Annotated in this window: 24 protein-coding genes and 2 riboswitches; of the genes, 15 read left to right on the forward strand and 9 right to left on the reverse strand. The window is 36.2% G+C overall.

Going from position 1 to position 23,558, the window contains the following annotated elements:
- The first annotated feature begins 68 nt into the window (after nt 1-68).
- Nucleotides 69-273, forward strand: a riboswitch (cobalamin riboswitch).
- Nucleotides 274-562: 289 nt separating this feature from the next.
- Nucleotides 563-2,053: an Arm DNA-binding domain-containing protein gene (locus VYM24_RS22535; RefSeq protein ID WP_196005134.1), complete on the forward strand. Its 1,491-nt coding sequence runs from the start codon at nt 563-565 to the stop codon at nt 2,051-2,053.
- Nucleotides 2,054-2,156: 103 nt separating this feature from the next.
- Here the strand turns inward: VYM24_RS22535 and VYM24_RS22540 are convergent, their stop codons facing one another.
- Together VYM24_RS22540 and VYM24_RS22545 are read right to left on the reverse strand one after the other, a co-directional pair.
- Nucleotides 2,157-3,488, reverse strand: a complete 1,332-nt coding sequence (locus VYM24_RS22540; RefSeq protein WP_301221016.1) for a hypothetical protein — start codon at nt 3,486-3,488, stop codon at nt 2,157-2,159.
- A gap of 290 nt (nt 3,489-3,778) precedes the next feature.
- On the reverse strand, nt 3,779-4,021 hold the full coding sequence (locus VYM24_RS22545) for a hypothetical protein (protein WP_330940987.1): 243 nt from the start codon (nt 4,019-4,021) through the stop codon (nt 3,779-3,781).
- A gap of 141 nt (nt 4,022-4,162) precedes the next feature.
- Here VYM24_RS22545 and VYM24_RS22550 point away from each other — a divergent pair, with 141 nt between their 5' ends.
- The 12 genes from VYM24_RS22550 (at nt 4,163) to VYM24_RS22605 (ending at nt 15,515) form a co-directional block, all read left to right on the forward strand.
- Nucleotides 4,163-4,468, forward strand: coding sequence for a hypothetical protein (locus VYM24_RS22550; protein ID WP_250708743.1), 306 nt, complete (start codon nt 4,163-4,165; stop codon nt 4,466-4,468).
- A gap of 136 nt (nt 4,469-4,604) precedes the next feature.
- Nucleotides 4,605-5,192: a tyrosine-type recombinase/integrase gene (locus tag VYM24_RS22555; protein WP_151875144.1), complete on the forward strand. Its 588-nt coding sequence runs from the start codon at nt 4,605-4,607 to the stop codon at nt 5,190-5,192.
- Between the two features lie 376 nt (nt 5,193-5,568).
- Nucleotides 5,569-6,861: a WG repeat-containing protein gene (locus VYM24_RS22560; protein ID WP_301221013.1), complete on the forward strand. Its 1,293-nt coding sequence runs from the start codon at nt 5,569-5,571 to the stop codon at nt 6,859-6,861.
- Entirely contained in the window at nt 6,858-7,964 is a 1,107-nt protein-coding gene (locus tag VYM24_RS22565) for an SPFH domain-containing protein (protein ID WP_151875142.1), read from the forward strand. Before VYM24_RS22560 ends, VYM24_RS22565 begins: the two co-directional genes overlap by 4 nt.
- Nucleotides 7,965-8,323: 359 nt before the next feature.
- Nucleotides 8,324-9,484, forward strand: coding sequence for a zinc ribbon domain-containing protein (locus VYM24_RS22570; protein WP_240058541.1), 1,161 nt, complete (start codon nt 8,324-8,326; stop codon nt 9,482-9,484).
- Between the two features lie 23 nt (nt 9,485-9,507).
- Nucleotides 9,508-10,320: a hypothetical protein gene (locus VYM24_RS22575; protein WP_151875141.1), complete on the forward strand. Its 813-nt coding sequence runs from the start codon at nt 9,508-9,510 to the stop codon at nt 10,318-10,320.
- Between the two features lie 13 nt (nt 10,321-10,333).
- Nucleotides 10,334-11,209, forward strand: coding sequence for a hypothetical protein (locus tag VYM24_RS22580; RefSeq protein ID WP_016275723.1), 876 nt, complete (start codon nt 10,334-10,336; stop codon nt 11,207-11,209).
- 93 nt (nt 11,210-11,302) lie between these two features.
- Nucleotides 11,303-12,619 carry a leucine-rich repeat protein gene (locus VYM24_RS22585; protein ID WP_301221012.1) on the forward strand — a complete coding sequence of 439 codons (1,317 nt, stop codon included), beginning with the start codon at nt 11,303-11,305 and terminating at the stop codon, nt 12,617-12,619.
- Nucleotides 12,620-12,628: 9 nt separating this feature from the next.
- Entirely contained in the window at nt 12,629-12,850 is a 222-nt protein-coding gene (locus VYM24_RS22590; protein WP_016275721.1) for a hypothetical protein, read from the forward strand.
- A 1-nt stretch (nt 12,851) separates the two neighbouring features.
- Entirely contained in the window at nt 12,852-13,382 is a 531-nt protein-coding gene (locus VYM24_RS22595) for a hypothetical protein (protein WP_301221011.1), read from the forward strand.
- A 516-nt stretch (nt 13,383-13,898) separates the two neighbouring features.
- Nucleotides 13,899-14,693 (forward strand): NADAR family protein, encoded by a 795-nt coding sequence (locus tag VYM24_RS22600; protein WP_278717376.1) that lies wholly within the window; start codon nt 13,899-13,901, stop codon nt 14,691-14,693.
- A 210-nt stretch (nt 14,694-14,903) separates the two neighbouring features.
- Nucleotides 14,904-15,515 (forward strand): hypothetical protein, encoded by a 612-nt coding sequence (locus VYM24_RS22605; protein ID WP_278717377.1) that lies wholly within the window; start codon nt 14,904-14,906, stop codon nt 15,513-15,515.
- 98 nt (nt 15,516-15,613) lie between these two features.
- Here the strand turns inward: VYM24_RS22605 and VYM24_RS22610 are convergent, their stop codons facing one another.
- The gene (locus VYM24_RS22610) at nt 15,614-16,084 is read right to left on the reverse strand and encodes a hypothetical protein (protein WP_278717378.1); all 471 of its coding nucleotides are present in this window, start codon (nt 16,082-16,084) and stop codon (nt 15,614-15,616) included.
- Between the two features lie 189 nt (nt 16,085-16,273).
- Nucleotides 16,274-16,473, forward strand: a riboswitch (cobalamin riboswitch).
- Nucleotides 16,474-16,833: 360 nt separating this feature from the next.
- Between VYM24_RS22610 and VYM24_RS22615 the strand changes: the two genes are divergently transcribed.
- Both VYM24_RS22615 and VYM24_RS22620 read left to right on the forward strand, forming a co-directional pair.
- A complete protein-coding gene (locus VYM24_RS22615) occupies nt 16,834-17,136 on the forward strand; it encodes a GNAT family N-acetyltransferase (protein WP_291552351.1) in 303 nt (100 codons plus the stop codon).
- A gap of 9 nt (nt 17,137-17,145) precedes the next feature.
- Entirely contained in the window at nt 17,146-17,376 is a 231-nt protein-coding gene (locus tag VYM24_RS22620) for a (4Fe-4S)-binding protein (RefSeq protein WP_007214486.1), read from the forward strand.
- A 70-nt stretch (nt 17,377-17,446) separates the two neighbouring features.
- On the opposite strand, the gene tnaA is transcribed toward VYM24_RS22620, so the two are convergent.
- From tnaA to mutY, 6 genes are all read right to left on the reverse strand, one after another.
- On the reverse strand, nt 17,447-18,820 hold the full coding sequence (gene tnaA / locus VYM24_RS22625) for a tryptophanase TnaA (protein ID WP_330940988.1): 1,374 nt from the start codon (nt 18,818-18,820) through the stop codon (nt 17,447-17,449).
- A gap of 121 nt (nt 18,821-18,941) precedes the next feature.
- Nucleotides 18,942-19,835, reverse strand: coding sequence for a M23 family metallopeptidase (locus tag VYM24_RS22630; protein WP_330940989.1), 894 nt, complete (start codon nt 19,833-19,835; stop codon nt 18,942-18,944).
- 18 nt (nt 19,836-19,853) lie between these two features.
- Entirely contained in the window at nt 19,854-20,486 is a 633-nt protein-coding gene (locus tag VYM24_RS22635; protein WP_291552344.1) for a 4'-phosphopantetheinyl transferase family protein, read from the reverse strand.
- Between the two features lie 13 nt (nt 20,487-20,499).
- Nucleotides 20,500-21,846 carry a gliding motility-associated protein GldE gene (locus VYM24_RS22640; RefSeq protein WP_291552343.1) on the reverse strand — a complete coding sequence of 449 codons (1,347 nt, stop codon included), beginning with the start codon at nt 21,844-21,846 and terminating at the stop codon, nt 20,500-20,502.
- Nucleotides 21,847-21,869: 23 nt separating this feature from the next.
- Nucleotides 21,870-22,328 (reverse strand): single-stranded DNA-binding protein, encoded by a 459-nt coding sequence (locus VYM24_RS22645; protein ID WP_291552341.1) that lies wholly within the window; start codon nt 22,326-22,328, stop codon nt 21,870-21,872.
- A 78-nt stretch (nt 22,329-22,406) separates the two neighbouring features.
- Complete coding sequence (gene mutY, locus VYM24_RS22650) at nt 22,407-23,447, reverse strand: A/G-specific adenine glycosylase (RefSeq protein WP_291552338.1); 1,041 nt, start codon at nt 23,445-23,447, stop codon at nt 22,407-22,409.
- Between the last annotated feature and the right edge of the window lie 111 nt (nt 23,448-23,558).

Raw genomic sequence — 23,558 nt, forward strand, 5'->3', positions numbered from 1 at the left:
TAATGATTAGCGGTTTGTGATTGCATAAAAAAATAATCACTTATCACTAACCACTAATCACTTTTTTCCTTATCTTTGCGATGCATTGGTTTACTGTCTTTGTTCGGAGACGGTAATTAAAAGGGAATCAGGTGCAAATCCTGAACAGTCCCGCTGCTGTAAGTTTCATGATAGGTTGCAGGCAAACTACCAATAGCCACTGGAAGTCCGCTTCCGGGAAGGCGCTTGGCAACAGAAACAAGTCAGAAGACCTGCCATGCACTGTTTTTATCACTGCTTTCGAGGAAAAAGCGTTGAGTCTAATGAAACGGGCAAACCGTCCCATCATTTCATTCATCCACTCTGCTTCAAAGAAAGTAAGGAACAATAAACTCTGCCAAGTTTATTTGAATGCCAATTTGATGGGAATCACGTTGGCATTTTTCGTTTATAACATACTGTTATATTGTATATTACAAAATTTATTCCTATTTTTGCCAATAGTTAAAATCACTCAGTTTAAACCATAAAAGTTTAAACCAACTTTAAACCAAAATAAAATTGAACCCCGAAAAATAGGATTATGAAAGTCAGAAAAGAGTTATTCAAAAGTAAAACATTAACGAATGGAGAACACCCTATCGCCATTAGAATCCACCATAAAAAAGCCAAATTAGTAATGACGGGAGTTTCTACCAAAGCCGAATATTGGAATAAAGAAAAACTTGCTGTTAAGTGTCAAGACAAAAAATATAAAGAGAAAAATAAAATTGTCAATGACGAATATCTACGAATCTTACAAAGAGTGACAGAGTTCGATACAATCAACCGTCCATACGACTTAGACCTTCTCGCATCCCATGAAGAAATTACAGCTATATATAATGAAATTGACGACAACGATACTATTCCAATATACACTAATTTCTTTGATTTACTTGATGCCAAAATACAAACATACGAGGAAGGTAGTGCAAGAAAATATAGACAATTAAAAAATGCTTTGATTAAAATCTATGGAAATGAAATCGCAATCAAATCAATTAATAAAACATGGTTTGCAACTTTAGAGGAAAACTTAAAAGATAAAGGGGTTAAACAAGCCAAAGAATTAATCAAACGATTTATTACAACATATAATTGGGGATTCACAGAGGGGCATATTTTAAGTTATAAACCAATATCTTATAACAAGAGAGCCTACACAAGCATCATTGAAAAAAGGACATTAGACCTTGAAGGATTTACTTTTCTTCAACATCTATATAGTATCGGTACAAACGAACATTTAAATAATTGGCTAAATGAACCGTACACCTTTAATAATAATAGCTATTTTAATGCGATAAATATCTTTTTAATTATGGTTGCATTTGACGGATTAGCCCCCATCGACTTATCACATTTACGAATGAAGGATTTAAAACGTAAACAATACAAAAAAATGCCACTTGATTACACAAGAATTAAAGATTCCCAATACATGAAAGAATACAATAATAAAAATCAAATCATTGAATATTACTCAGTACAATTATTGAGACAAAAGACAAAAAGAGAAGTTAATATTAAATTACCTTGTTATATTATTGATTCCCTATTATATCCCTATTATTATGATGAGGTAGGTTTCAAAAAAAAAGAAGACGATTTCATTTTAAACGTATTCGACAAAAAAACTTACTCTCAATTAAGTAAGAAGCAAATATATAGCAGAATGTCGAACTATTGGAACACCTTAGCCGATGCGCTAAATGATTACATTGCAACCATCCATAATGCACCAACTTCGCTAACAGAAAAAAGGATTACATACTATGCCGCACGACATACGGCTTTAAATGTTTTGAATGATAAAGGAGCAACATTAGAGGAAATTGCAAATATGGCAGGACATGATTTAAAAACATTAGAGAAATCATATTTAGGCGATTTTAATATAAAAAGAAAAGTTGAATCAAACTTAAGAATATGGGAAAATGAACCAATACAAGAAGAAGCGATTGAAGGTTCTTGGGAGAATCAACCAATACAAGAAGAAACGATTGAAGGTTCTTGGGAAAATCAACCATAACAATAAGTACAGATACCACCGTAACCCCTCACTCAGGGAGGAGGAAGTCCTCCCTATGGGGGATATTTTACATGTGGTTTGCTTTGTGGAGTCCCAATTTTTGCTATATTTTTTGTGATTTCACCCAATTGTAGAGACTGCTTTTGCCGATTTTAATGCCCTGATTTTTCAGTGATTCCAAATTCTCTTTAATTGATAAATTCGTATCGTATAATTGTTTAAGCTGTAAGTCCATTAGCATTTTAGCAGCTATGTTTCGGGCTGCTTGTTTGCTTATTCCGTATTTCTCACAATACTTGGGATTAACAACAAACTGTTTTTCTTCTTTCTTTGGATTAATACTTCGTTTGGTATCATTCCAAGCGTCTTTTGTAATCTGATATAGTATCTTGTTGGAAATGACCTTATCTTGGTTATCGACGTAGTATCTGCGCTCACATACAAGACAATACAACAGATGTTCCATTGTAATACTCGGCAGCATAATCTTGCGGAGTAAACAACCATCATATAACAGTTTTCGTCTGTGTCCTGATTTTAATTTAACTGCATGGCTTTTATAGACAATTGTTCCGTCACCTTTGGTTAGTGGCTCTTTATACCAATATCGGGTAATCTTTACATAATTGTCGGGCAGCAATATATAAGGTATGTCCGAATCTGTTTCAGGTAATGGGGTAGCTTCAATAAATGGGTATTTTTCGGCATACTTACGTATGAAAATTTCTTCATTCATTTTATATCCCATACTCCAAAAGTCCTTCATAAATTCAGAATTAGCAATCGGACTTTCCAAGTCAGTTTGTATGTTGTTCTTCCTCTCTTTTTTTAATATACTATCTGAATTGGAAAAATAATTTTCATCAAATCCAAAATCCGTAGGACAAAATATATTATCATTATAATAATATACAATGTTATCATTGCCATTGCCTGCGAATTGCTGAGAACTATTCAAACATGTTTTGTCCTTTAAATCAAAACCTTCAATCTCTTTTTGGATATTATAAACAATAGTATTAGCTATGCCCCTATAATATTCATTGCTTCTTATTGGTTCGTTAAAGACATAAATCAGTCTAAATCTATTATTTATGTTATCAATATTGCTATACGTAGTATAAATGATGGTTGGCTTATGTTCATCTTTTAATGATAAATAGAAGTCGTTCATAGATAGAAACGTATCGTCAATATCCAATACTACGCAGTCTGCAAAGTCAAAATTGGCAATCGTTTTTTCTCTAAGTCCAAATATTTCACTTGTTGTTTTGAAGTTTTGACAAATGCAATGCCCTTTGCAAATAAGGTTTACAAGTTCCTCTATGGTTATTGTATGGCGTTTATAGGTTAATACTTTCCAATTATCAGGTTTGTTCTTGAATTTTTGCACGCTAACGCCAAGCGTGATTTTCTTTTTGTCGTTATTAATCATTTTATATTATTGTGCAGTAGCCTTTTATCTACGCACTGACTTGAAAGGATTCCTATTCAAGTATTTTCAATGCAAATATACAACTTAGAACATATTACCACCACTTTTTTAATTAGAATTGACAAAAAAGTCTTTTTGAGTTAAAGAAAAACACGCAAGTACGGTATATAGAATATGTTTTCTTTTTTTATATTATGTAATTCATCTTATATATCTTATAATTAGTAACTTATTGCTTGTTTGTATAGGCTTAATAATGTAGTTTTGTAGGTGTGTAAACTGTTGGCTATTTATTTTTTACCTCTATTTCCTGATTTTGACAAAAGTGTTCCTTTTCTGATGATACATTTGCTATTTTGGTATGGATTATCATAAGAAAGCCCATAATTTCTTAATGAGCCGTAGGTGATTCCAAGTTCTTCGGATGAAAAGTATTCAAATACATTGGCGATGCTTCCAAAATAGTGGTGAGTATCATTCGTTTTTATATTAAGGTGAATAACAGTCCTTTCTTTTTTCTCTTTTTCTTCCATAATGCAAAAGTTTTTTGCAAAAATACTAATTATATGACATAAGATGAATAAATGTCATGTTTTTAACTATTTCTAGCGCAAATAAATTGCATGTATTAAATATATGTCATATTTTTGCATTGTTATTAAAACGTAGGAGATATGAAACGATATAATAAACAACAAGTAATGAGAGATGCACATAAACTTTATCGAAATGATTTTCAACGCAGAGGACGTTCTTGGGGTGAATGTCTAAAAGCTGCATGGCGTTGGGAAAAAAATGCTGTTCAGGTTCGTGAAGAGAAAGCTGCAAAGCTTGATGCCATGATAGCCGCAAGTTGGAAAGCGCACAACGAAAGAAAAGAAGCCAAGACAAATGAGAATTGGTATAAAGGAATTGATTCAGAAACTCTTTCTTATGCAATGGGATATGGAAGAGGTAACAATTTTTATTGTGGTGACTAATTAAAAGAGTATTTTAATATTCACTAATGCACAAAGTGAATATTATATTGAATACCAACAACTTAAATAATTTTGCTATTTTGAGGTATTGATATGATATTCACTTTTATTTAAGAACTAACAAAATTGAACATTTATGAGCTTAAAATACAGTCAAACAACAAGTGACTATTTAGAATGGAAAGAAGCAATGAATTTAATTCGCACCCTATATCGGGATGGCAAATTTCAAATGTCTTTGTTCGTTTCAATCGGTTGTTTTTGGGGACTAAGAGTTTCCGATATATTGGCTTTACGTTGGAAGCAGATTTTGCATGTGGATGAATTTTGTATTATTGAGAAGAAAACGGGAAAAAGTAGAACCATACGGATTAACCCACAATTGAAAAGGCATATTTCGGACTGTTACCAACAAATTCACCCCATTGGTGTAGATGCTCCTATACTTGTCAGCCAAAAGGGAAGTGTATTCACTGTGCAGCGTATCAATGTGATTTTAAAGGAGATTAAAACAAAATATGATTTGTCAATTAAAAATTTCAGTTGTCACAGTTTACGTAAAACTTTTGGACGACAAGTTTATAATATGAATGGCGAGAATGCGGAACTTGCCTTAATAAAGTTGATGGAGTTATTCAATCACAGTTCTGTGGCTATTACCAAACGGTATTTGGGGCTTCGTACAGAAGAATTACTCCAAACCTATGATTGTTTGACCTTTTAGTATATATTTGTTCCCCAAACAGTTCACAGAACGTTGCTAAGTTCGCTTTTTATATTTATATTTGCATTGTCATTGCATCGCAATGACAGACATAATAATTTATAGGAAGCGTTTTAGCTTTATTCCACTTTGATGAATCTCGACACCTCATCTTTGTGTAACATGGAATAATAAAGAACGTTCTTCCTTTGGTTTGTTATATATGTTTTTAAACAACATATACAGCCAAAGGTGTGAGCTGTTTTCTTATTACTCAATTTGTTACACGGCAGTCGAGAGCCAATCAAAGGTTGGGAATAAGTCTATTCAGGCTCACACTTCTTTTTTTATAATCCTTCCTTTTTGAGCCTACGGGAAACAGATTCTTGCGAATATTATGGCACAAGAAAAAATTGCTTGCCCCTTTTGTGGTGGATTGGGGGGCGTTGGCTCTATATGTGAATATTGTGGTTCAGTCATACAGTTATCTACTCCAATGCTTGAAAAAGGATTCCCGAAAACGGAAAAGAAAACTATTTCAGGCGAACAATATGCAGAAAAAATATCCAAGTATCAGACTGTTGGTGAGTATCATGGAAAACTTGCTATTGTTTCAATAGGACAAAGATTTGGGCTTATTGATAGGAATGGTGATTTACGAGTTGGGTTGGAATACGACAATATTGTTAGTACAATTAGAATAGAAGGACTATTTGCCATTTGTAGAAAAGGAAAATGGGCTTTACTGAATGATGATTGCAAATTTCTTATTGATTTCCAATTTGATGATATAAGGGATATAGGATATGAAGAGATTGGGCGTGCGGTATACAATCCCAAGGGGTTAATTAAGGTGAAATTGAAGGGAAAATGGGGGATTATAAACTCCAATGGAGTAGAAATACTCCCATGTATTTACGATGAGCGAGGAATTATACCACTATTTTGTAAAGATAAAACTCTACAATATGACAAGTATATAAAAGTTGCTAAAGACGGTAAATATGGAGTATTTGATGTAAGTGGGCATGAAATTTATCCTTGTATTCATTTTTCTATCCGTACATGTGGAAACAGAGAACGGTACATAACTTTTACCAAGATGGATGGAGAGTCGTTTGTATCAGGATTGTATGATATAAAGACCTACCAAGAAGTATTACCACGTATATATTCGTTTGTTTCTGATTTTCTCCCTAATGTAATTGTTAGCAAAGAAGGGAAGAATGGAGTATATAACATAGAGAGTAAAACGGAAATCTTACCATGTGTCTATGATAAAGTTATTATAGAAAGTAATTGGATAAAGGCAGGAATAAAGTTGGGTAATGGAGAGAATTGGGGGTTGTTTAAATTGACGGGGGAAGAAATTGCACCTTGCCGATATGATAGAATAGAATCTAAAGGTACAGGTAAATTTGACCTCTATTATGGGATGGAAGATATAGGTGTAAACCACTTCTTTACAATAAAAATGGATGGTGATAGGATTGTAGAAAAAGGCTCTCCTAAAATATTTAATGGTTGGTCTGTTTTTTGGTCGGTTTTGTGCCTTTTGGGTGCTATCTTTTTTATTAATTCATTTGGCTTTTTCTACAATAAATTTGTTTTGTGTCTTATTCTTTGTTTGTTAGCCGTTCCCGTAGGTTGTATTTGGACTGCATTAGCGATAAGGAGGTATAAAATATGAATCTTTTTGATGTAATTAAGTGTGAGGTAAACGACAAGGAACTTGTGTACAAGTTTTCGTCTGAAAATTTGCGATTAGGTTCGCAATTAGTTGTATATCCAACTCAGACAGCTTTTTTTGTAAAAGGCGGTGTGATTTTGGATGAATTTATTTGTGGTACATACACTTTAAAAACGGAGAACATTCCGTTATTGGGTAAACTGATAAATCTTCCTTTCAATGGGCAGACACCTTTTAAAGCGGAGGTTTGGTTTATCAATCAAATAGCCATTCTTGATTGTAAATGGGGTACAGCAAGCCCGATACAGATTGAAGACCCGAAATATGGGATTATCGTACCAATAAGGGCATTTGGACAGTATGGGTTTAAAATTATCAGCCCACGACAATTCTTGGAAAGTTTGGTAAGCAATATGACTTCGTTCACTGTAGAGAAACTTACCAATTATTTTAGGGGGATTATAATGTCTAAACTGACAAATATTGTTTCAGAAAAATTGTCCCAAGATGGAATATCGGTGATTAATATAAATTCACACATAAGTGACATATCCGAATTTTGCCAACAACGCATTGGCGTTGAATTTGAGAAGTACGGACTTAAACTTGAAAATTTCAATGTAATAGGAATTAATGTTCAAGAGAACGACCCAAGTTTTATCCGTTTGAAAGAAGCTAAAGACTTGGCAGCACGTTTAAAAATAACGGGAAAGGATGTGTACCAAATGGAGCGTAGTTTCAATGTTTTGGAGAATGCGGCTTCCAATGAAGGAGGTGGGCTTGTCAGCTCAGGCGTTGGAATTGGAATGGGACTAAATATAGGTAATCAAGTCGGTAGTATGGCGATGAACACATTAAATGTTAATCCCCCATCATTAACAGTGCCTCCCCCATTGCCCGTCCAAGAATATTATATTGCGGTCAATGGGCAGCAACAAGGGGCTTTTGACTTCAATACTATTAAAGTGAATATTGAAAACGGGACAATTCAGGGAAATACTTTAATTTGGAAAAAGGGGATGGCTAATTGGGGATTTATATCCCAACTTCCTGAATTTTCGTCTTTCTTCAATGAGTTACCTCCCAAGTTACCAACCATGTAATTTTATCGGCTATGAAACAGATTATAATAGTAATAGGAATAATCCTTTTAGTTGCCAATCTACTGTTTGGCTTGATACTTCCATCTTATGAAGTGTTCAACTTGTTTGTCAGTAGTTTGGTTATAGTCGCTACTACTGCGTTATTATTTTGTTTGAATGTGGTGACATTGAAAGATGGTTTTAAAATATCGTTACATGTACTGTTTTCCATATTGGGAGCTATAGAGTTTGTATTATCATTGTTTTCTTCCAAAACTTTTGAAAACAATTGGTTTCTATTGGTAATAGTATTGTCTCTTGCAGTACAAAGTATCATTCTGTTAATTACTAACAAGGTCTCAACTAAAATTAAATAGGAAGTGGAATACATTACATGTAAAAAGTGTGGTTGCCAAATGTCTGCCATGTCGGAAGCGTGTCCCATGTGTGGCACACCGACTAACGAGAATGTACAGACGGCAAATACTTCATCCAAGAATGAAACAGAGAAATGCGAGCAAACATCCAATGTTTCAATTTTAAAAAGTGGCAAAAGAGTATATTGGGGTGTTGCTGCGGTTCTTACTATCCTATTTATTGTGTATGTTGGATATAAGGTTGGTAATCGTCAGAATGAAAATAAAGAAAACGTCACGGGCATACAACAGACCAATAACGAACAACGTGATACGTTTAAACGGGAAATCCCCATTAAGAATACAGAAACGATAAAAAAACTGACAGAAACGGATATAAAAGAAGCATTTCTGCGACATTGGAAACACTACAAAGGTGATAGAGAGCTTATTCCGTTAGAAAAGTGCAGTGAAGGGTATAATATCTTTATTGGGGATTTGGATGGTGACGGTATAGATGATGCGGTAGTTAATGCGTACGTTACTCCGAGTGCGAAAGAAATATCCGACAATGATTATGAAGACAAGTCCTATATATTTTGTTTTCTGAATAATGGTAAATCTTACAAACTTGCTGTTGCAACAAAATTATATACTATGTTCTTTGTTGAAAATATAAACAATGGAGAAATACATGCCTATCGCATTGAATATATGAAGAGAATGAATGACGGAAAAAGAATTGCTGTGAAAGATAACCATGTCTTCAAATATGACGGTGATAAATTAGTGGATTTGGGTGGGACTAAAAGGACTGTTGATGAAGAGGAAAATCCCCCAATAGAGCGAAGAAGCGAAAATGCAAGATTGTTGGAAGGATATTTTTATCGCTATGAGGGCGATATGAAAGGTTTTCCTATAAAGGTGGATTTTGGCGTTTTGTCAAATGGCATGATAAATGGTGAATATCAAAATATAAAGTATGGTACGGTATTAGATTTGGTAGGACAATTAATTTCTGAGAAATCATTACAGTTAGTTGGCGAGAATCAAAATGAGAAAATTGTCTTTGAACTTTCTTTTTCTTCTCCCGAACATTTAAAAGGATATGGGAAGGTTGGTGATAATTCTCTGTTTGTCAATTTGAAACAGATTTCAAATGAAATAATAAACGATAGTCATTAACGAGCACTTAAAAATACAGAAGTATGAAAAATATTTTAGTAATAATCATTTTAACAAGTGTCAGTGTATGCGTATTCGCTCAGAAAACGAATAACAAAGGTGAGTATATGGTGAAAAGCATACATTGGGTTAATGCTTTTACTCAAAAAGAGGTTGGCAACAAAGGGGATAAGTGGTATCATTTCAAGTATAACGATGATGGAAACCTGATTGAAGTACGGAAAGAGTATTATCAGAATTTCAAGAACAAGACAGTTGAAATTTTTACCCTTTCCAATAATCGGTATCAATTCATTTCTTATGTGAATGGCAAACAAGACCCCTATACCAAATGTGAATTTACTTTTAATGAACAAGGATATATAGACAAACTATATGATTATTCTACAAAAGGTGTAGAAGCAGGAACTCTTTTTACATTAATATATTACGATAATGGAGATTTAAAAAGCATTGATGATTTATTTGAGGAGAAAGGGGGTAATCGGTATAAAATCCATAACTACGAGGAATATACTTGGGAAAATGGCAATGTGGTAGGTTTTCGCTATACTAATGATGATGGTTATACACAAGATTTTAAAACCCATTATACTGATAAAAAAGATAATACCAACATTAATTTGGTATCACTAACAAAACATACTGCCCACCCATATAATGCGCATATATTGTTTGCGACTGAGTGGTGTGGTAAGAAGCCTAAAAACTTGGTTTTAAAAGAAAGTGGTGACAATTCTTTCGATTACATTTATGAAGGTAATCTATTGAAGAGAATCAATAAAAAGAATAGTTCTTACTCCAAAGGATATTACTTGATTGAATATGTGTATTAACCAAACAATGATTATGAAGTATATTACATTAGTGATACTAAGTCTTTTTTATTTAAGCATAAAAGCTCAAACAACTAATGCCCACGGGCAATATATGGTAAAAACCGCTGTATGGAAAGTATATGGAGGCTATAGTTCATTTAAAATGGATTTAGAATATTATCCAAATGGGAATTTAAAAGTAGTTACAAAAAGTTATGTGCTTAGTGGTAAGAAATACAAAGAAATATATTCTATCTCTTATAATTCCAAAGGAGAAAAAACACTGAATTTCATTCGATATGTAAATGAAAAACAGAATTTCAGTGCGATTTGTAAATACAATTTTAATGAAGATAATTTAATTTCTTATATTAATTGGTATGCACCATCTCAAAATAAATTAGTACAAGCGTTTCAATTGTTTTACAACGAGAATAGGGAACTTGTAAAGCTGACACAAACGACAAGTGAGAATATGGATAAAGATTGGAGTAGTAAAACAGTTACAACAATCAATTGGGAAAATGGAAATATAATTTCAGATAAAGTAATTCGTAATGATGATAATGAATTTCCTGGAAAAGCAAATTTTGTCTATTATCCTGAATCAGAAGTAATAAACAATACAAATTTGAACCTTAATTTTCTCATATTTTATTGTTATGGCAGGGATTATACAATGGATGTTGTATTTGGTACAGAATGGTGCGGAAAGAACACCAATCTTATATTAAAAGGTGACGAAGATAGTTTGAAAAGATATAAACATCTTCAACCTGAGTTTCGTGAACATTATGAATATGAAAAGAATGGGGATTTGATTACAAAACTTAGGTATATTGCTCCAAGAGTGGGAGAAAAGCATAACTATGTTTATGGAACACTTACATTGGAATATGTATATTGACAAAATGTAATACAAGATGTGGTACAAAATGTACCTACAACAATAGATAATATAAACAGTATAGATAATATATAACTTTTAAATTAATATTATATGATTAAGAAACTGCTTTTTACATTGCTTTTTGGAATGCTTGTGCTTCCATTGGCAAATGCACAAACTTCGTCCATGAAGATTGAAACGTACAAGATTGATAATGTCAACACAAGAGGATTAAACCCGAATACAAAAGGGGATGAAGAATTTGACCTTGGTAATGGACCTGGATGGGGAAGTGCAATGATTATGATGGGTGAAAAATATCCTCATGAATCACTTCAATATAAAGTGCAAACTTGGTATAACCCAAGTGAAGGTTATTGGGATGAATATGGTATTGAACCAAATTATGAAGATTATAAGAAAACAATTAATATGCTTATTTATGGTGATTGGCAGAATCCCGAAGATGGAACTTGGCATCATACATACCTGACAGCAGAGGACTTCAAATTCATGCGTGACAGCCTTCCAAACTTGTATGAAGTTAGAATGTGTGGTGATATTGAAATTCGTGGTTATAAGGGCGAAAATGGTACTCTAAACGGCTATCATGAATATCCTGATGGGGAGATACCACCTTATGCCTTTGATAAAAGTTATAACAACAAGAAATTGAATAAAAAGCCACAATATAAGTCAATCATCTTACCGAAGAATATAACTTCAATTGGTGAGTATGCTCTTGCGAACATCATTGACCTTTACTTGGATTCAGAAGAACAATGGGATGATTCGTCTCACAATGATAGTGGAAATCCTGATAAACCAAACGCAAAACGTTTTTGGAACGACTTATTCGATGGTTATATCTACCTCTCCAACTTGAAGAACCTTAAAACGATTAAGGATAATGCGTTTGTCAACACCATATCAACAAGAATTTATCTTCCTGAAAATCTTGAATCCATTGGTGAGAATGCTTTCAATTCTGACATTATCAAGGATAGAGCAATAAATACCAATCTTGACAGCATCATTGTAACCTCTGCAACGCAACCAAAGATTGCGGAAAATTCATTTGGCATGAAGTTTAAGGATGCAAAGATTGTCGCACCAAGCAAGAAATATTATTTGAATTATAAGTATGACAAACAGTGGGGCTTATCCAAGAACTTGACATACTTTGGTTATGTGTCACCCAATCCCATTGACATTCGTTTGGATAAGGGAAAGTTAATCATCAATATAAAGGATGATGCAACAGAAACGGGAGTTGTTTCATGCTTCCAAGACGGAAGAAAGGTCAGTGACATAGAACTGAATACGGGAAACAACATTGTGAACCTGAATCCCAAGATGGAATATAAGATTTCAGTGGAAGCGGAAGAGTTTAATTTGAAACCATATAAAGTAAATACTAAAAGATAGAATATTATTATGAAGAAGATACTTTTACTGACTACATTGTTTGCAACGCTTTTTACGGCTTGTAGCGAAGAGGAAAATACACCTGAAATACCTGAATACATTATACCTGAAAATGATATAAATTCAGTGAAAGAACGCATTAGCTTGGAAGATAATCAGGAGTTGGTTACTTATAGCATAATAAGTAAGGATAGCATTTGGGGGTTATCAAAAGATATAACTATAAATTAGTATGAACTTTATAGAAGAAATATGTGGGATTTCCACTAATAATAAACAACCGTTGGTTTTACTTGACGAAATGATAGTTAAGAATCTATGGAGCTGTTTACAGCATGGATTTGTACTGATAGGAGTTAATGATATTGATTGCGTAGAGAAAGGAGTAATAAAAGAACTACAAACAGATATTATAGAAAAGGATTTCCGTTATATTCCAATATTCGGTTACTGTATGAATAAGGGTTATTTGCTTACCTTTGCTGTCGTCAATTTTAATAAGCGTAAAGAACAGTGCGATTTTACTACTTTAAAAAGTTTTGTATCAGAAATGTCGGTTAAATACCAACAGAAGGTGTCTATTTGCGAAGTATCTTCATGTACTTCTGTAATCTCTTTAATTGATGCTTTCTTTGAAGATTGCTTAAAGGAAAATGGTTTGCCTCACGTATGTAGGGGTTATTATCTCAATCCTTCACCGATGTCTTATTCGGAAAGATATATGCGTGATATGAAAATGAATGAGATATTTATTGATATATGACATGAGTAAGATTTGCTTATTCAAAGTTATATATACTGATTCTTTAAGTATTAAGAGGTATAACGATACTTCATTTTATTCATCATTTTTTAAGAGTAGTCCGTTGGGGTTACTCTTTTTTTTATGCCTTTGCTACATCAACTTAAGAATCAAATGATTTATAAGTTACCTTTCAGGTCTATTTTATTGATATATAATATCAACCAAAATGTATCCTATATTTGTGGGTAAAATGTAAATCGCTGTAAATTAATAGTTTGTTTTGGTTGAGGTGAAATAAAAAAGCTACCGTTATATTCGGATATTTGGTTGTTACATCAATGGTGACTACTTACGATAATTTATGAGCAAAAAAATTAAGAATAATTATAGCGAATAATTAGGACTATTGTTTATGATGCCTTATATTTGCATAATAAACATCCATAGTGTTTTAGCGTGCACTAACAGAGTTTTATAGTAACTTATGTTGGTAAAATAATAGGAGTTTTAAGCGGTGCTTATAAAAAAAACAATATGGATAAAAATTTCATGTATGGGAACTGCCCTACTTCTACTCAAACTCTTCTTTTCAATGAAATAATATTGGGACGTACAGAGGTGTATGATACGACAAAACATAATTGTTGGGCGTTTTGTAAATCTACAGATATACGTAACGGAATAACTCTCAGTTTGGGTAATTTGTGTGGTGGCTATCCTTTTCCATTTTGTGGTCATATCTTCCGAAGTAGTGAATGTGCATATCTCTGTGGGGAGTTTTCTTTGGATGCACCTTTGAACAAAGTTATTCAGCAGAATTTGATGGATGAACCAAACGCTTTTGTTCAGAAAAAAGTTATCAAGAAGGCTAATATGGAACATGTACGTCAAGATTGGGCAGAAATTCGTTTGCAATGGATGCTCTATGTGGTTTGGTGCAAGTGCATTGGTAATTCAGAATTTAGGGAATTGCTGTTGTCTGTACCAAGCGATGCTGTGATTATTGAAGACAGCACGAACAATCACGGTGCAACTGCCACATTATGGGGTGCTAAAAATAAGGAATTGAAGCGATGCCGTTGGGAGAAGAAGAAAGAAGTATGTGCGCAATATCAAGGTATGAAAAAGAACGCTTTAAAGTTGCTTATTTCTGAGGAGTGTGGCAAAATTAATAATGTGGGCTGTTTTGTTGGTGAGAATAATTTGGGTAAGATATTGAAAATGTGCCAAATCGCTCTTATACATCACGTATCTCCACCGATTGATTATGCCCTTTTGAAAGAAACGAAAATTTATTTACTTGGTAAATTACTGACTTTTAATGAGTAATATCTCCGTTTCGGTATGGATTTGCATTATAAAAGTGTGATTTTGAATGAAACATGCGTAATATAAAGAGAAATGGGATATTTATAAATAAGATGATTCTTTAAGTAGAGGTATGGTGATACCTCATTTTGTTCCTTTTTAGGAGTAACTTTGTTTTAGGGTTACTCCTTTTTTTGTATTTTAGTACCCATCAAATTAAAAATCACAACTATGATAACAGATAAGATGTCCGATATGGAAATATTTAAAGAGGTATGGAGTGAACGGGGGGCAGTTCATGGTTATATGGAGAGACTTATACCCAAGTATAGGCGACCTATCATTAAATCAAATAAATTCCCAATGTATTTTACTCCAATTGAGTTTGTATCTCGCAAAAACAATAGGTATTTGATTTTCTTTGAAGCACGTAATAAAAAGGATTGGGAAAGAGGTATATTATATACAATTATTTGCTTATATGAAAAGCAAGGTGGAACTAATGTAATGATGTTCTCTACTGTCTCTAAAGGTATTCATATATACTCTCCACATTTCTTTTCCCGATATAGAAGCCGTTTCCTTAAGGATGATAGTATATCTCCTTTAGATGTGATAAAACGTTTCTTCAAAATAAATCCCACAGCTACGATTTCTGTGGTAGAAGATAGTGATGAATTTTATGGCACTTGTAATGAAGGAGCTGTTTTTGGAAAGATAACAGCCGACAATGTTATTGTTCTTAAAACATTTGTAAGTTTTGAAATGTTACATGATTCGCAAGAACACATAAAAACCGATATTTATGACAATTTGATTAAATACAGAGCAGAAATTCAGTAAGAAAGGTGAAGTATTGTATCAATTATACACAGAAATAGCCACATAGAGGAATATGCCTATATCTCAATGTGGCTTTTCTTTTGATTTATACAAACAGATTAGTTACCTTCATCATCTAATCTTATAATGGAATTACCATCTTCATCACTATCAACAATACATTCTTCACCAATAATACCTCCCAATTCTTCTGCGATTTCCTGCACCATTCGTTCCCATAAATATTCTCGTAATTCTGAATACTCTGCGTCCTTCCCTTCTAATTCATCTTCAAAGTCAAAAGCATAATACATATCTTGGTACTTGATAATCCAATATGGCTCAAAGAGGAATGCAGATGAAAACATCCATTCGTCAATATTCATTATTCTTTCGTCTTCTTCTCCCAAAACATCAATCTTTTGAGGAAGATATTCAGCTATGATATGGGCTGTATAAAGTTCCCATATTTCCAAATCATCAAAAACACTATTGGGTTCATACTTCTTTTGAAGTTCTTCCAAATTAGCAGACTTATGGGCTACCTTCTCAAATAATGAAATGTATTCTTCTAAAACTTCTTTTTCCATGATATTTTATTTTAAGGGTTAATAATCGCTCCCAATATAGGAAAAATCAAAGAAAAAATATCTAAAAAAGATACTCTTTTTTGTTGTTAGTGCGCAAATTTAAATACGTAAATATAGTTACGTAAAAAGTGCGTATTGATTAGATTTTCATTTTTCCAAGTTACAACTTATGGAATTGCAATATTTATTCATATCTTTGCGGCACATTGGTTTGCAACTCTCGTACGAGAGGAGTAATTAAAAGGGAATCAGGTGTAAATCCTGAACAGTCCCGCTGCTGTAAGTTTCATATAAAAAGTTATAAACAACACTTTCGCCAATGGGAAATCCCGTGAAGGCAGTTTATAAACGAAACAAGTCAGAAGACCTGCCATGTAGTTTTTGCATCATTGCTTTCGAGGAAAGAGCATTGAATTTAATGATTATATTCATTCTATTCAGTTTCAGATTTGAGGGTTATTCTTGTTTCAAAATATTACTTTTGCAATATTTAACGCTATCGGACATCAAAACAAGAAAATAAAATGGCGCTAAAAACTTTAAACCAAAAGTTTAAACCAATACAGAGTTTTTAAATAATATATTTGATTTTCAATACATTATTAAATTTTAAAGTAAACTCTGCCAAGTTTATTTGAATGGTGTCCGGTCGAAGGGATTTCGCCCGGACATTTTATTCTATAACTTTCCCAAAACAAATTTCATCATCCGCATGTTATACATACAGTAAACAATTAATACGAAAAGTTATGGAAGCAGATTATGAACTGATTGATAATGAAGAACGTCACCAATATGAGTTTCATGTCGATAAATATACTCCAAAGATTGAGTATATAAAATCATCGAATGGGGAGATTTACCTGACACACACCGAAGTACCCACTCAATTGGGTGGTAAAGGCATCGGCAGCCAGTTAGTAGAAAAAGCATTGAAAGATATAGAAAAACAAGGACTTAGATTAGTACCTCTCTGCCCGTTTGTAGCGGGATACATTCACAAACATCCCGAATGGAAAAGAATTGTAATGAAAGGTATTCACATTCAATAATAAATAGTAATGAATATAAAGAAAGAATATACGAACGGGGAAGTGACCATCATCTGGCAACCCGGCCTGTGCCAACATGCAGGTATTTGTACCAAGACCCTTCCGAATGTGTATCATCCGAAAGAAAAACCGTGGATAACGGCTGAAAATGCAACGACGGAAGAATTGATCGCTCAAATCAAGAAATGCCCGTCGGGAGCATTAAGTTACAGAATGAATAACGAGAAAGAAGATAAATAAAAGAAATGAGGTTACCCCCCTCAACATATGAATTCGGGTAACCTCATTTGTATTATGAAAAAGAAAGTAGTTATGTACGTTCCAATTGAACAGTGAAATGACGCATCAGGGGAGCCTCCCAAGTAATACGTACTCCATTAGTAATACTTTCACGACGGTCGAAAACATTCTTCAACGCTACTGCTATCACGTTCATGTGATTATCCGTATATACGCGGCGGGGAATAGCCAGGCGCAATAAATCCAGTCCGGTAAAACGGTTCTCACGGGTAACCGGATCACGGTCTGCTAGGATATAACCGATTTCACATCCTCTGATACCGGCTTCAAGATATAGCTCAACCGTTAGAGTCTGTGCCGGGAATTCATTCTTCGGTACATGCGTCAGTACCTTCGTTGCATCCACAAAGATGGCATGTCCGCCTGCCGGACGCTGATAAGGAATACCGTATTCATCCAACTTCTTTGCCAGATATTCTACCTGACGGATGCGGGTTTCCAGATTATCAAATTCCGTATTTTCATCCAATCCCGTGGCAAGTGCATTCATGTCACGGCCATTCATGCCACCGTAAGTAAGATACCCTTCATATTGCACGCAAAAGCCTTTAGCACCTTCGTACCAATCTTTTTTTCGTGTGGCAATGAAGCCTCCCATATTGACGATACCATCCTTCTTGGCACTCATAGTCATACCATCCGCCAGGTCGAACATCTCTTTCGTAATTTCCTTTATCGTTTTACCGCTGTAGCCGTCTTCACGCATTTTGATGAAGTAAGCGTTTTCCGCGAAACGTGCGGAGTCAAACAAGACGGGTTTATTATACTTATCCGCAAGAGCACGGACTTCACGAAGATTCTGCATGGATACGGGCTGTCCGCCGGCCGTATTGTTCGTAATGGTAACGATGATAAACGGTATACAGTCACCATGTTCCTGCAACGCTTTTTCCAGCTTCACAGGATCGACATTGCCTTTAAAAGGTATTTCCAGCTGAGTATTCTTCGCTTCATCGATGGTGCAATCCAGAGCAATGGCCTTCCGCCCCTCAATATGCCCCTTTGTGGTATCAAAGTGAGAGTTCCCCGGAACGATATCTCCATCATGTACCAGATAAGAGAAAAGCACATTCTCGGCGGCACGCCCCTGATGAGTAGGAATGACATATTCAAAACCAGTCAGACGAGTGATCACTTCTTTCAGATTGAAGAAGGAGGAAGCACCTGCATAACTTTCGTCGCCCAGCATCATCGCTGCCCATTGGCGGTCACTCATTGCTCCCGTACCGGAGTCAGTTATCAAATCGATATATACTTGTTCGGATTTCAGCTGGAACACATTGTAATGGGCTTCTTTCAGCCATTGTTCACGTTCCTGGCGGGTACTCTTCCGAATGGGTTCCACCATTTTAATTTTCCAAGACTCTGCAAAAGGTAATTCCATAGTGCTTGCTTATTATTTTGACATTTAGTTAACAAAAAGACCCGTAGAAGAATTTCTACGGGTCGAATATAAGCATTTATACAAGAATTAGCAAATACCTTACTATCTTTTTGTCAATAAATCATTCCTTTGACAAAAACTTCTTCTTCTCCTTCTTACTCATCTCCCGCACAACAATTGCAACAGGATGCCAGGACTTATACATCACACGAGGTTCAGGCTTGCCTATTTCCTCCTGAGAAAGACAAAAATCAGGTACATACGAGTAATCCGGCATATCAGGACAATAGATACTGAAACGCAAATGGGAACCTTGCTTGTAGTTCTCCCCGCCAATGACACCAAGCGGCTGTCCCGGAATCACCTCTTCACCCGGAGAGACAAAGATCCCTCCATTCTGAAACAATTTATAACGGGCAAAGGTACCGTCCTTATGGAAAACTTCCAGATAATTTTCCGTTGCATGAAACGATGTGTTTTCAGACGTGGAAGCGGCATTATCAACAACCTCGGTCACAAGTCCGCCACGGGCAGCAAAAATCGTATCTCCGGCAGTCGTAGAAAAGCCGAGTCCCGTAACACGTTTCTCTCCTTCCTTCCCAAGGAATTTCTCTAAAGACACCATTCGATTAACACGAACTACCTTACCTGGTGCCAAAGGGAAAAGGTAGACAAAATTAGTATCTGTCTTCAAACGGTTATTTCCTTTTTTATAGGTATAGCGATATGAAAATCCAACCGAAGCATTTTCCGTAGACGGACGCAAAGTCAACAGCCGTGTTTTGCCATAATGAATAACAGCATCATAAATCTCCCCTTCGGTAGAAGTTGTATTACTCAAACGAGAAAAAGTCATAGACACCGTATAAGGCGTATGCAATCGAGTTTCGGCATAGAAAGTCACTTCACCCTTGGCAGACCGTTCATAGCTCACCGTAACATTCTTATCTGACTGTGCACAAACCAGCACTGGTAAGCAGAGAAGAAGAAAACAAAAATAGTGTTGTAGTTTCATAATATCATGTTTTTAAGATTAATCAACTTGCCAAGTCAGCACAAAATCCGGATGCAACATATAGTGAATTTCAAATTTACGCTGTCCCGGCGTTCTGTACTCTTCAGCTGAGAAGACTCCTTTTTCAGCAACCGCAAAAGGAAAAATACGCAGATGCTCCCGGAAATCAACCTCCGGCGTGTTCATACATTTAAACATCACTTCTTTAGCCGACCAATGGAGTAACAACGCCCAGGTATCCGTCCCCTGATATAAAGATAGAGGTTCATCAGCACGCATATATTTATGCGCCACCTTATGTACCCGTTCACCGTATTGTTCTATATCAATGCCCACTTCCTTACCGGCTTCACCGATAATCACCGATACATACCCGCGTGTATGAGAAATACTGATGGATGCAGATTTATCTGCCAGATACGGCTTCCCGCTGGGATAGTAAGCAACTTCCTTTTCCTCTCCCAACAGAGTGAATAGCAACACACGAACCGACAGCCATTCCAACCGGCGATGTTCAGCAGAGAAACGTTGCAACCCTTCCTGATATGTTTCTTGTTGCGGAAGCATACTCAGCAGTTCATCCAGTGCTTCATCCATCTTCCAGACTCCCCACTTATATGAAGGATACGTATGTTGTATGAAAAGAGACATATTATTTTATAAATCAATCTTTCTTATCGGAATCCGACGGAGGAGTATTGATAGTGAACTTCACTTTAAGAATACGACGGTTATCCATCTCCAGGACTTCAAACTCATAGTGATCGTAAGTAACCTTTTCATGCAAGACCGGGAATTCACCTTTCAGCTCCAGCAATAATCCTGCAAGCGTATCGGAATCACCCGCCACCTCATCAAAGACTTCCTCATCCACCTTCGTAATCTTATAAAAGTCCGTCAACTGCGTTTTGGCTTCAAACACCCACGTATGATCGTTCAACACTGCATACGTACGTTCTTCGTCATCATATTCGTCATGAATCTCTCCGACTATCTCCTCGATGATATCCTCCATCGTCACAATTCCCGACGTACCGCCAAATTCATCAACCACAATGGCTATATGAATCTTATTGGCCTGAAAATCACGCAGCAAATCGTCAATCATCTTAGTTTCCGGAACAAAATAGGCAGGACGTATCAGCGATTGCCAACGGAAGTCCACCTTATTCAAATGGGGCAACAAGTCCTTGATATATAAGATACCTTTGATATTATCCCGGTTCTCGGAATAAATAGGGATACGGGAGTAAGCATTTTCGATAATACATTGCAATACATCCTTGAAAGGAGTACGAATATCCAGATCGACTACGTCCAGACGGGAAGTCATCACCTCCTTCGCCGTTTCACCGCCAAAACGAATGATACCTTCCAGAATATTATTCTCTTCTTTCAGTTCCTCCTTATCCGTCAATTCAAGGGCATGGGAAAGTTCGTCTACCGAAATATTATGGTTTTTACGGGCAAAATGCTTATTCAGGAACGAAGTGGAACGTACCAGCATAGAAGCTACCGGATAAAAAAGGGAACGAAACATCCAAATACCCGGAGCGGAGAAGCGGCAGAAAGCCAACGTCTTCTGGGCTGAATAAATCTTCGGCATGATTTCACCGAAAAGAAGCAGAAGGAAGGTTAGGATGACGGTCAGTATCAGAAATTCCGCAATAGGAGAATGGAACTCAAACACACTCATAAAGAAGAAGTTACAGAGCATAATAATGGTCACATTCACAAAATTGTTTGTTATCAGGATGGTTGCCAACAACCTTTCCGTGTCATCCAGGAGTTTACGAATTTTCTCGTCTGAGGGATGTTTCCTCTCGTCAATGGCATTCAGGTCGGACGGAGAAAGAGAGAAAAAGGCTATTTCTGAAGCTGAGGCAAAGCCGGATACGAGCAACAGCAAACCTGCCAACACAATGGCGATGATTGCCGAAATAGTAGGGCTATGTACGGATATACCATTAAAAACATTTGCCAACTGGCATAAATAAGCGTCTGGGTCCAAAGATCTTGGTTTTAGTTAAACAATTAGAACGGTAAATCGTCCGTTGTATTATCTTGTGCAGGAGTTGCCTGCGATTGCGCCATAGGTTGTGCAGGAGCACCTTGTGACACACCTGGTTGCGGAGCGGCAGCACCCGGTGCAGCTGTTCCTCTGGGGCTCAGCATTTCCATAGAGTCCACAAAGATTTCCGTAACATAGCGCTTTGCGCCGGTCTGGTCATCGTATGAACGGGTACGGATTTTGCCTTCCACATAAAGTTTATCTCCTTTATGCACATATTTTTCGGCTGTTTCTGCCAGTCCGCGCCAAAGTACCAGATTGTGCCATTCCGTCCGTTCGGGTACTTGCGTACCGTTAGCCAATGTGTATGCACGGTCTGTAGTAGCCAAAGGCAAAGAAGCCACAGCGATACCGGAATCAAGGTATCTTACTTCAGGGTCTCTACCTACATTTCCAATCAATATTACTTTATTTACTGACATAAGCCTTTTTTCTTTTTATTTGAATTTGCTGCCAAAATTAAACAGAATAATCACACAATGCAAGAGTTAGCGCAACTTTTATAGATATTTCTCCAGAAAGGCATGCACCAGACGAGAGACCGCATACTGCTCCAAATCCTCTATTTTCACCCGCTGGAAGGCAGAAAGAGAAGTGGAATTTTCCGGTAAAACAACTTCATAGAAATTGGCATAAATCACCCTGTGGGAGAGCACATGCTTCACATTTCCACTGATTAAACGCAATCCCGAAACCTCCCCGTCTGCAAAAAGCGCACGTACCTGCGGCAATTCATGAAACTCTTCTTCCGTCACAGGCGCTTCTGTTTCTATCAGCGGAAATTCGAAAAGATTTTTCCAGATATCATCCTTCGTCCGCTTATGTAAGTAGGTACACGCGCCCACACGTACATATATATAGTTGAAATAACGATTGGTGGTTTTCGTCTTATGCTGCTTTACGGGCAACTTCGTTATCGTACCCTCCTTCAAGGCGGAGCAACTGTCGGCCAAAGGGCAAAACAGGCAATTCGGTGATTGCGGCGTACACTGTATGGCACCGAAATCCATTATCGCCTGATTGTAGACAGCAGGCTGCGATTTATCCATCATCTCATCTGCCAAAGCAGCAAACAATTTCTTGCCTTCCGTACTGTCCACTGGCGTATCGATGCCGAAATAGCGGGAAAGCACACGATAGACATTCCCGTCCACCACTGCATAAGGCATACCGTAGGCAGATGAGCAAATAGCCGCAGCAGTATAGTCCCCTACCCCCTTCAACGCACGCACCCCTTCATAAGTAGCCGGAAAAACACCATTCATGCTTTTTGCCGCCGCATGCAGATTGCGTGCGCGGGAATAATACCCCAGTCCCTGCCAGCATTTCATCACCTCATCTTCCGGTGCCTCAGCCAAGGCTGTCACATTAGGAAAACGATGGATAAAACGCAAAAAATAATCATAACCCTGCGCTACCCGGGTCTGTTGCAGTATAATCTCTGAAATCCATATAATATAAGGGTCAGTGGTATCCCGCCAAGGCAATTCACGCTTGTTTTCGGCATACCAGGCTATCAATTTCTCACTAAATATATTCATCTCTATTACAGATAGTTATAAAAGTCTAAAAAGGGCAACATCTTTCGCCTCGGACGGCTACCTTCTTCGCAATTCATGGCTATATCCCTAATATAAAAGCGTGTAGCCCTT

The organism is Bacteroides sp. MSB163, from assembly GCF_036416795.1.
Classification (GTDB): Bacteria; Bacteroidota; Bacteroidia; order Bacteroidales; family Bacteroidaceae; genus Bacteroides; species Bacteroides maternus.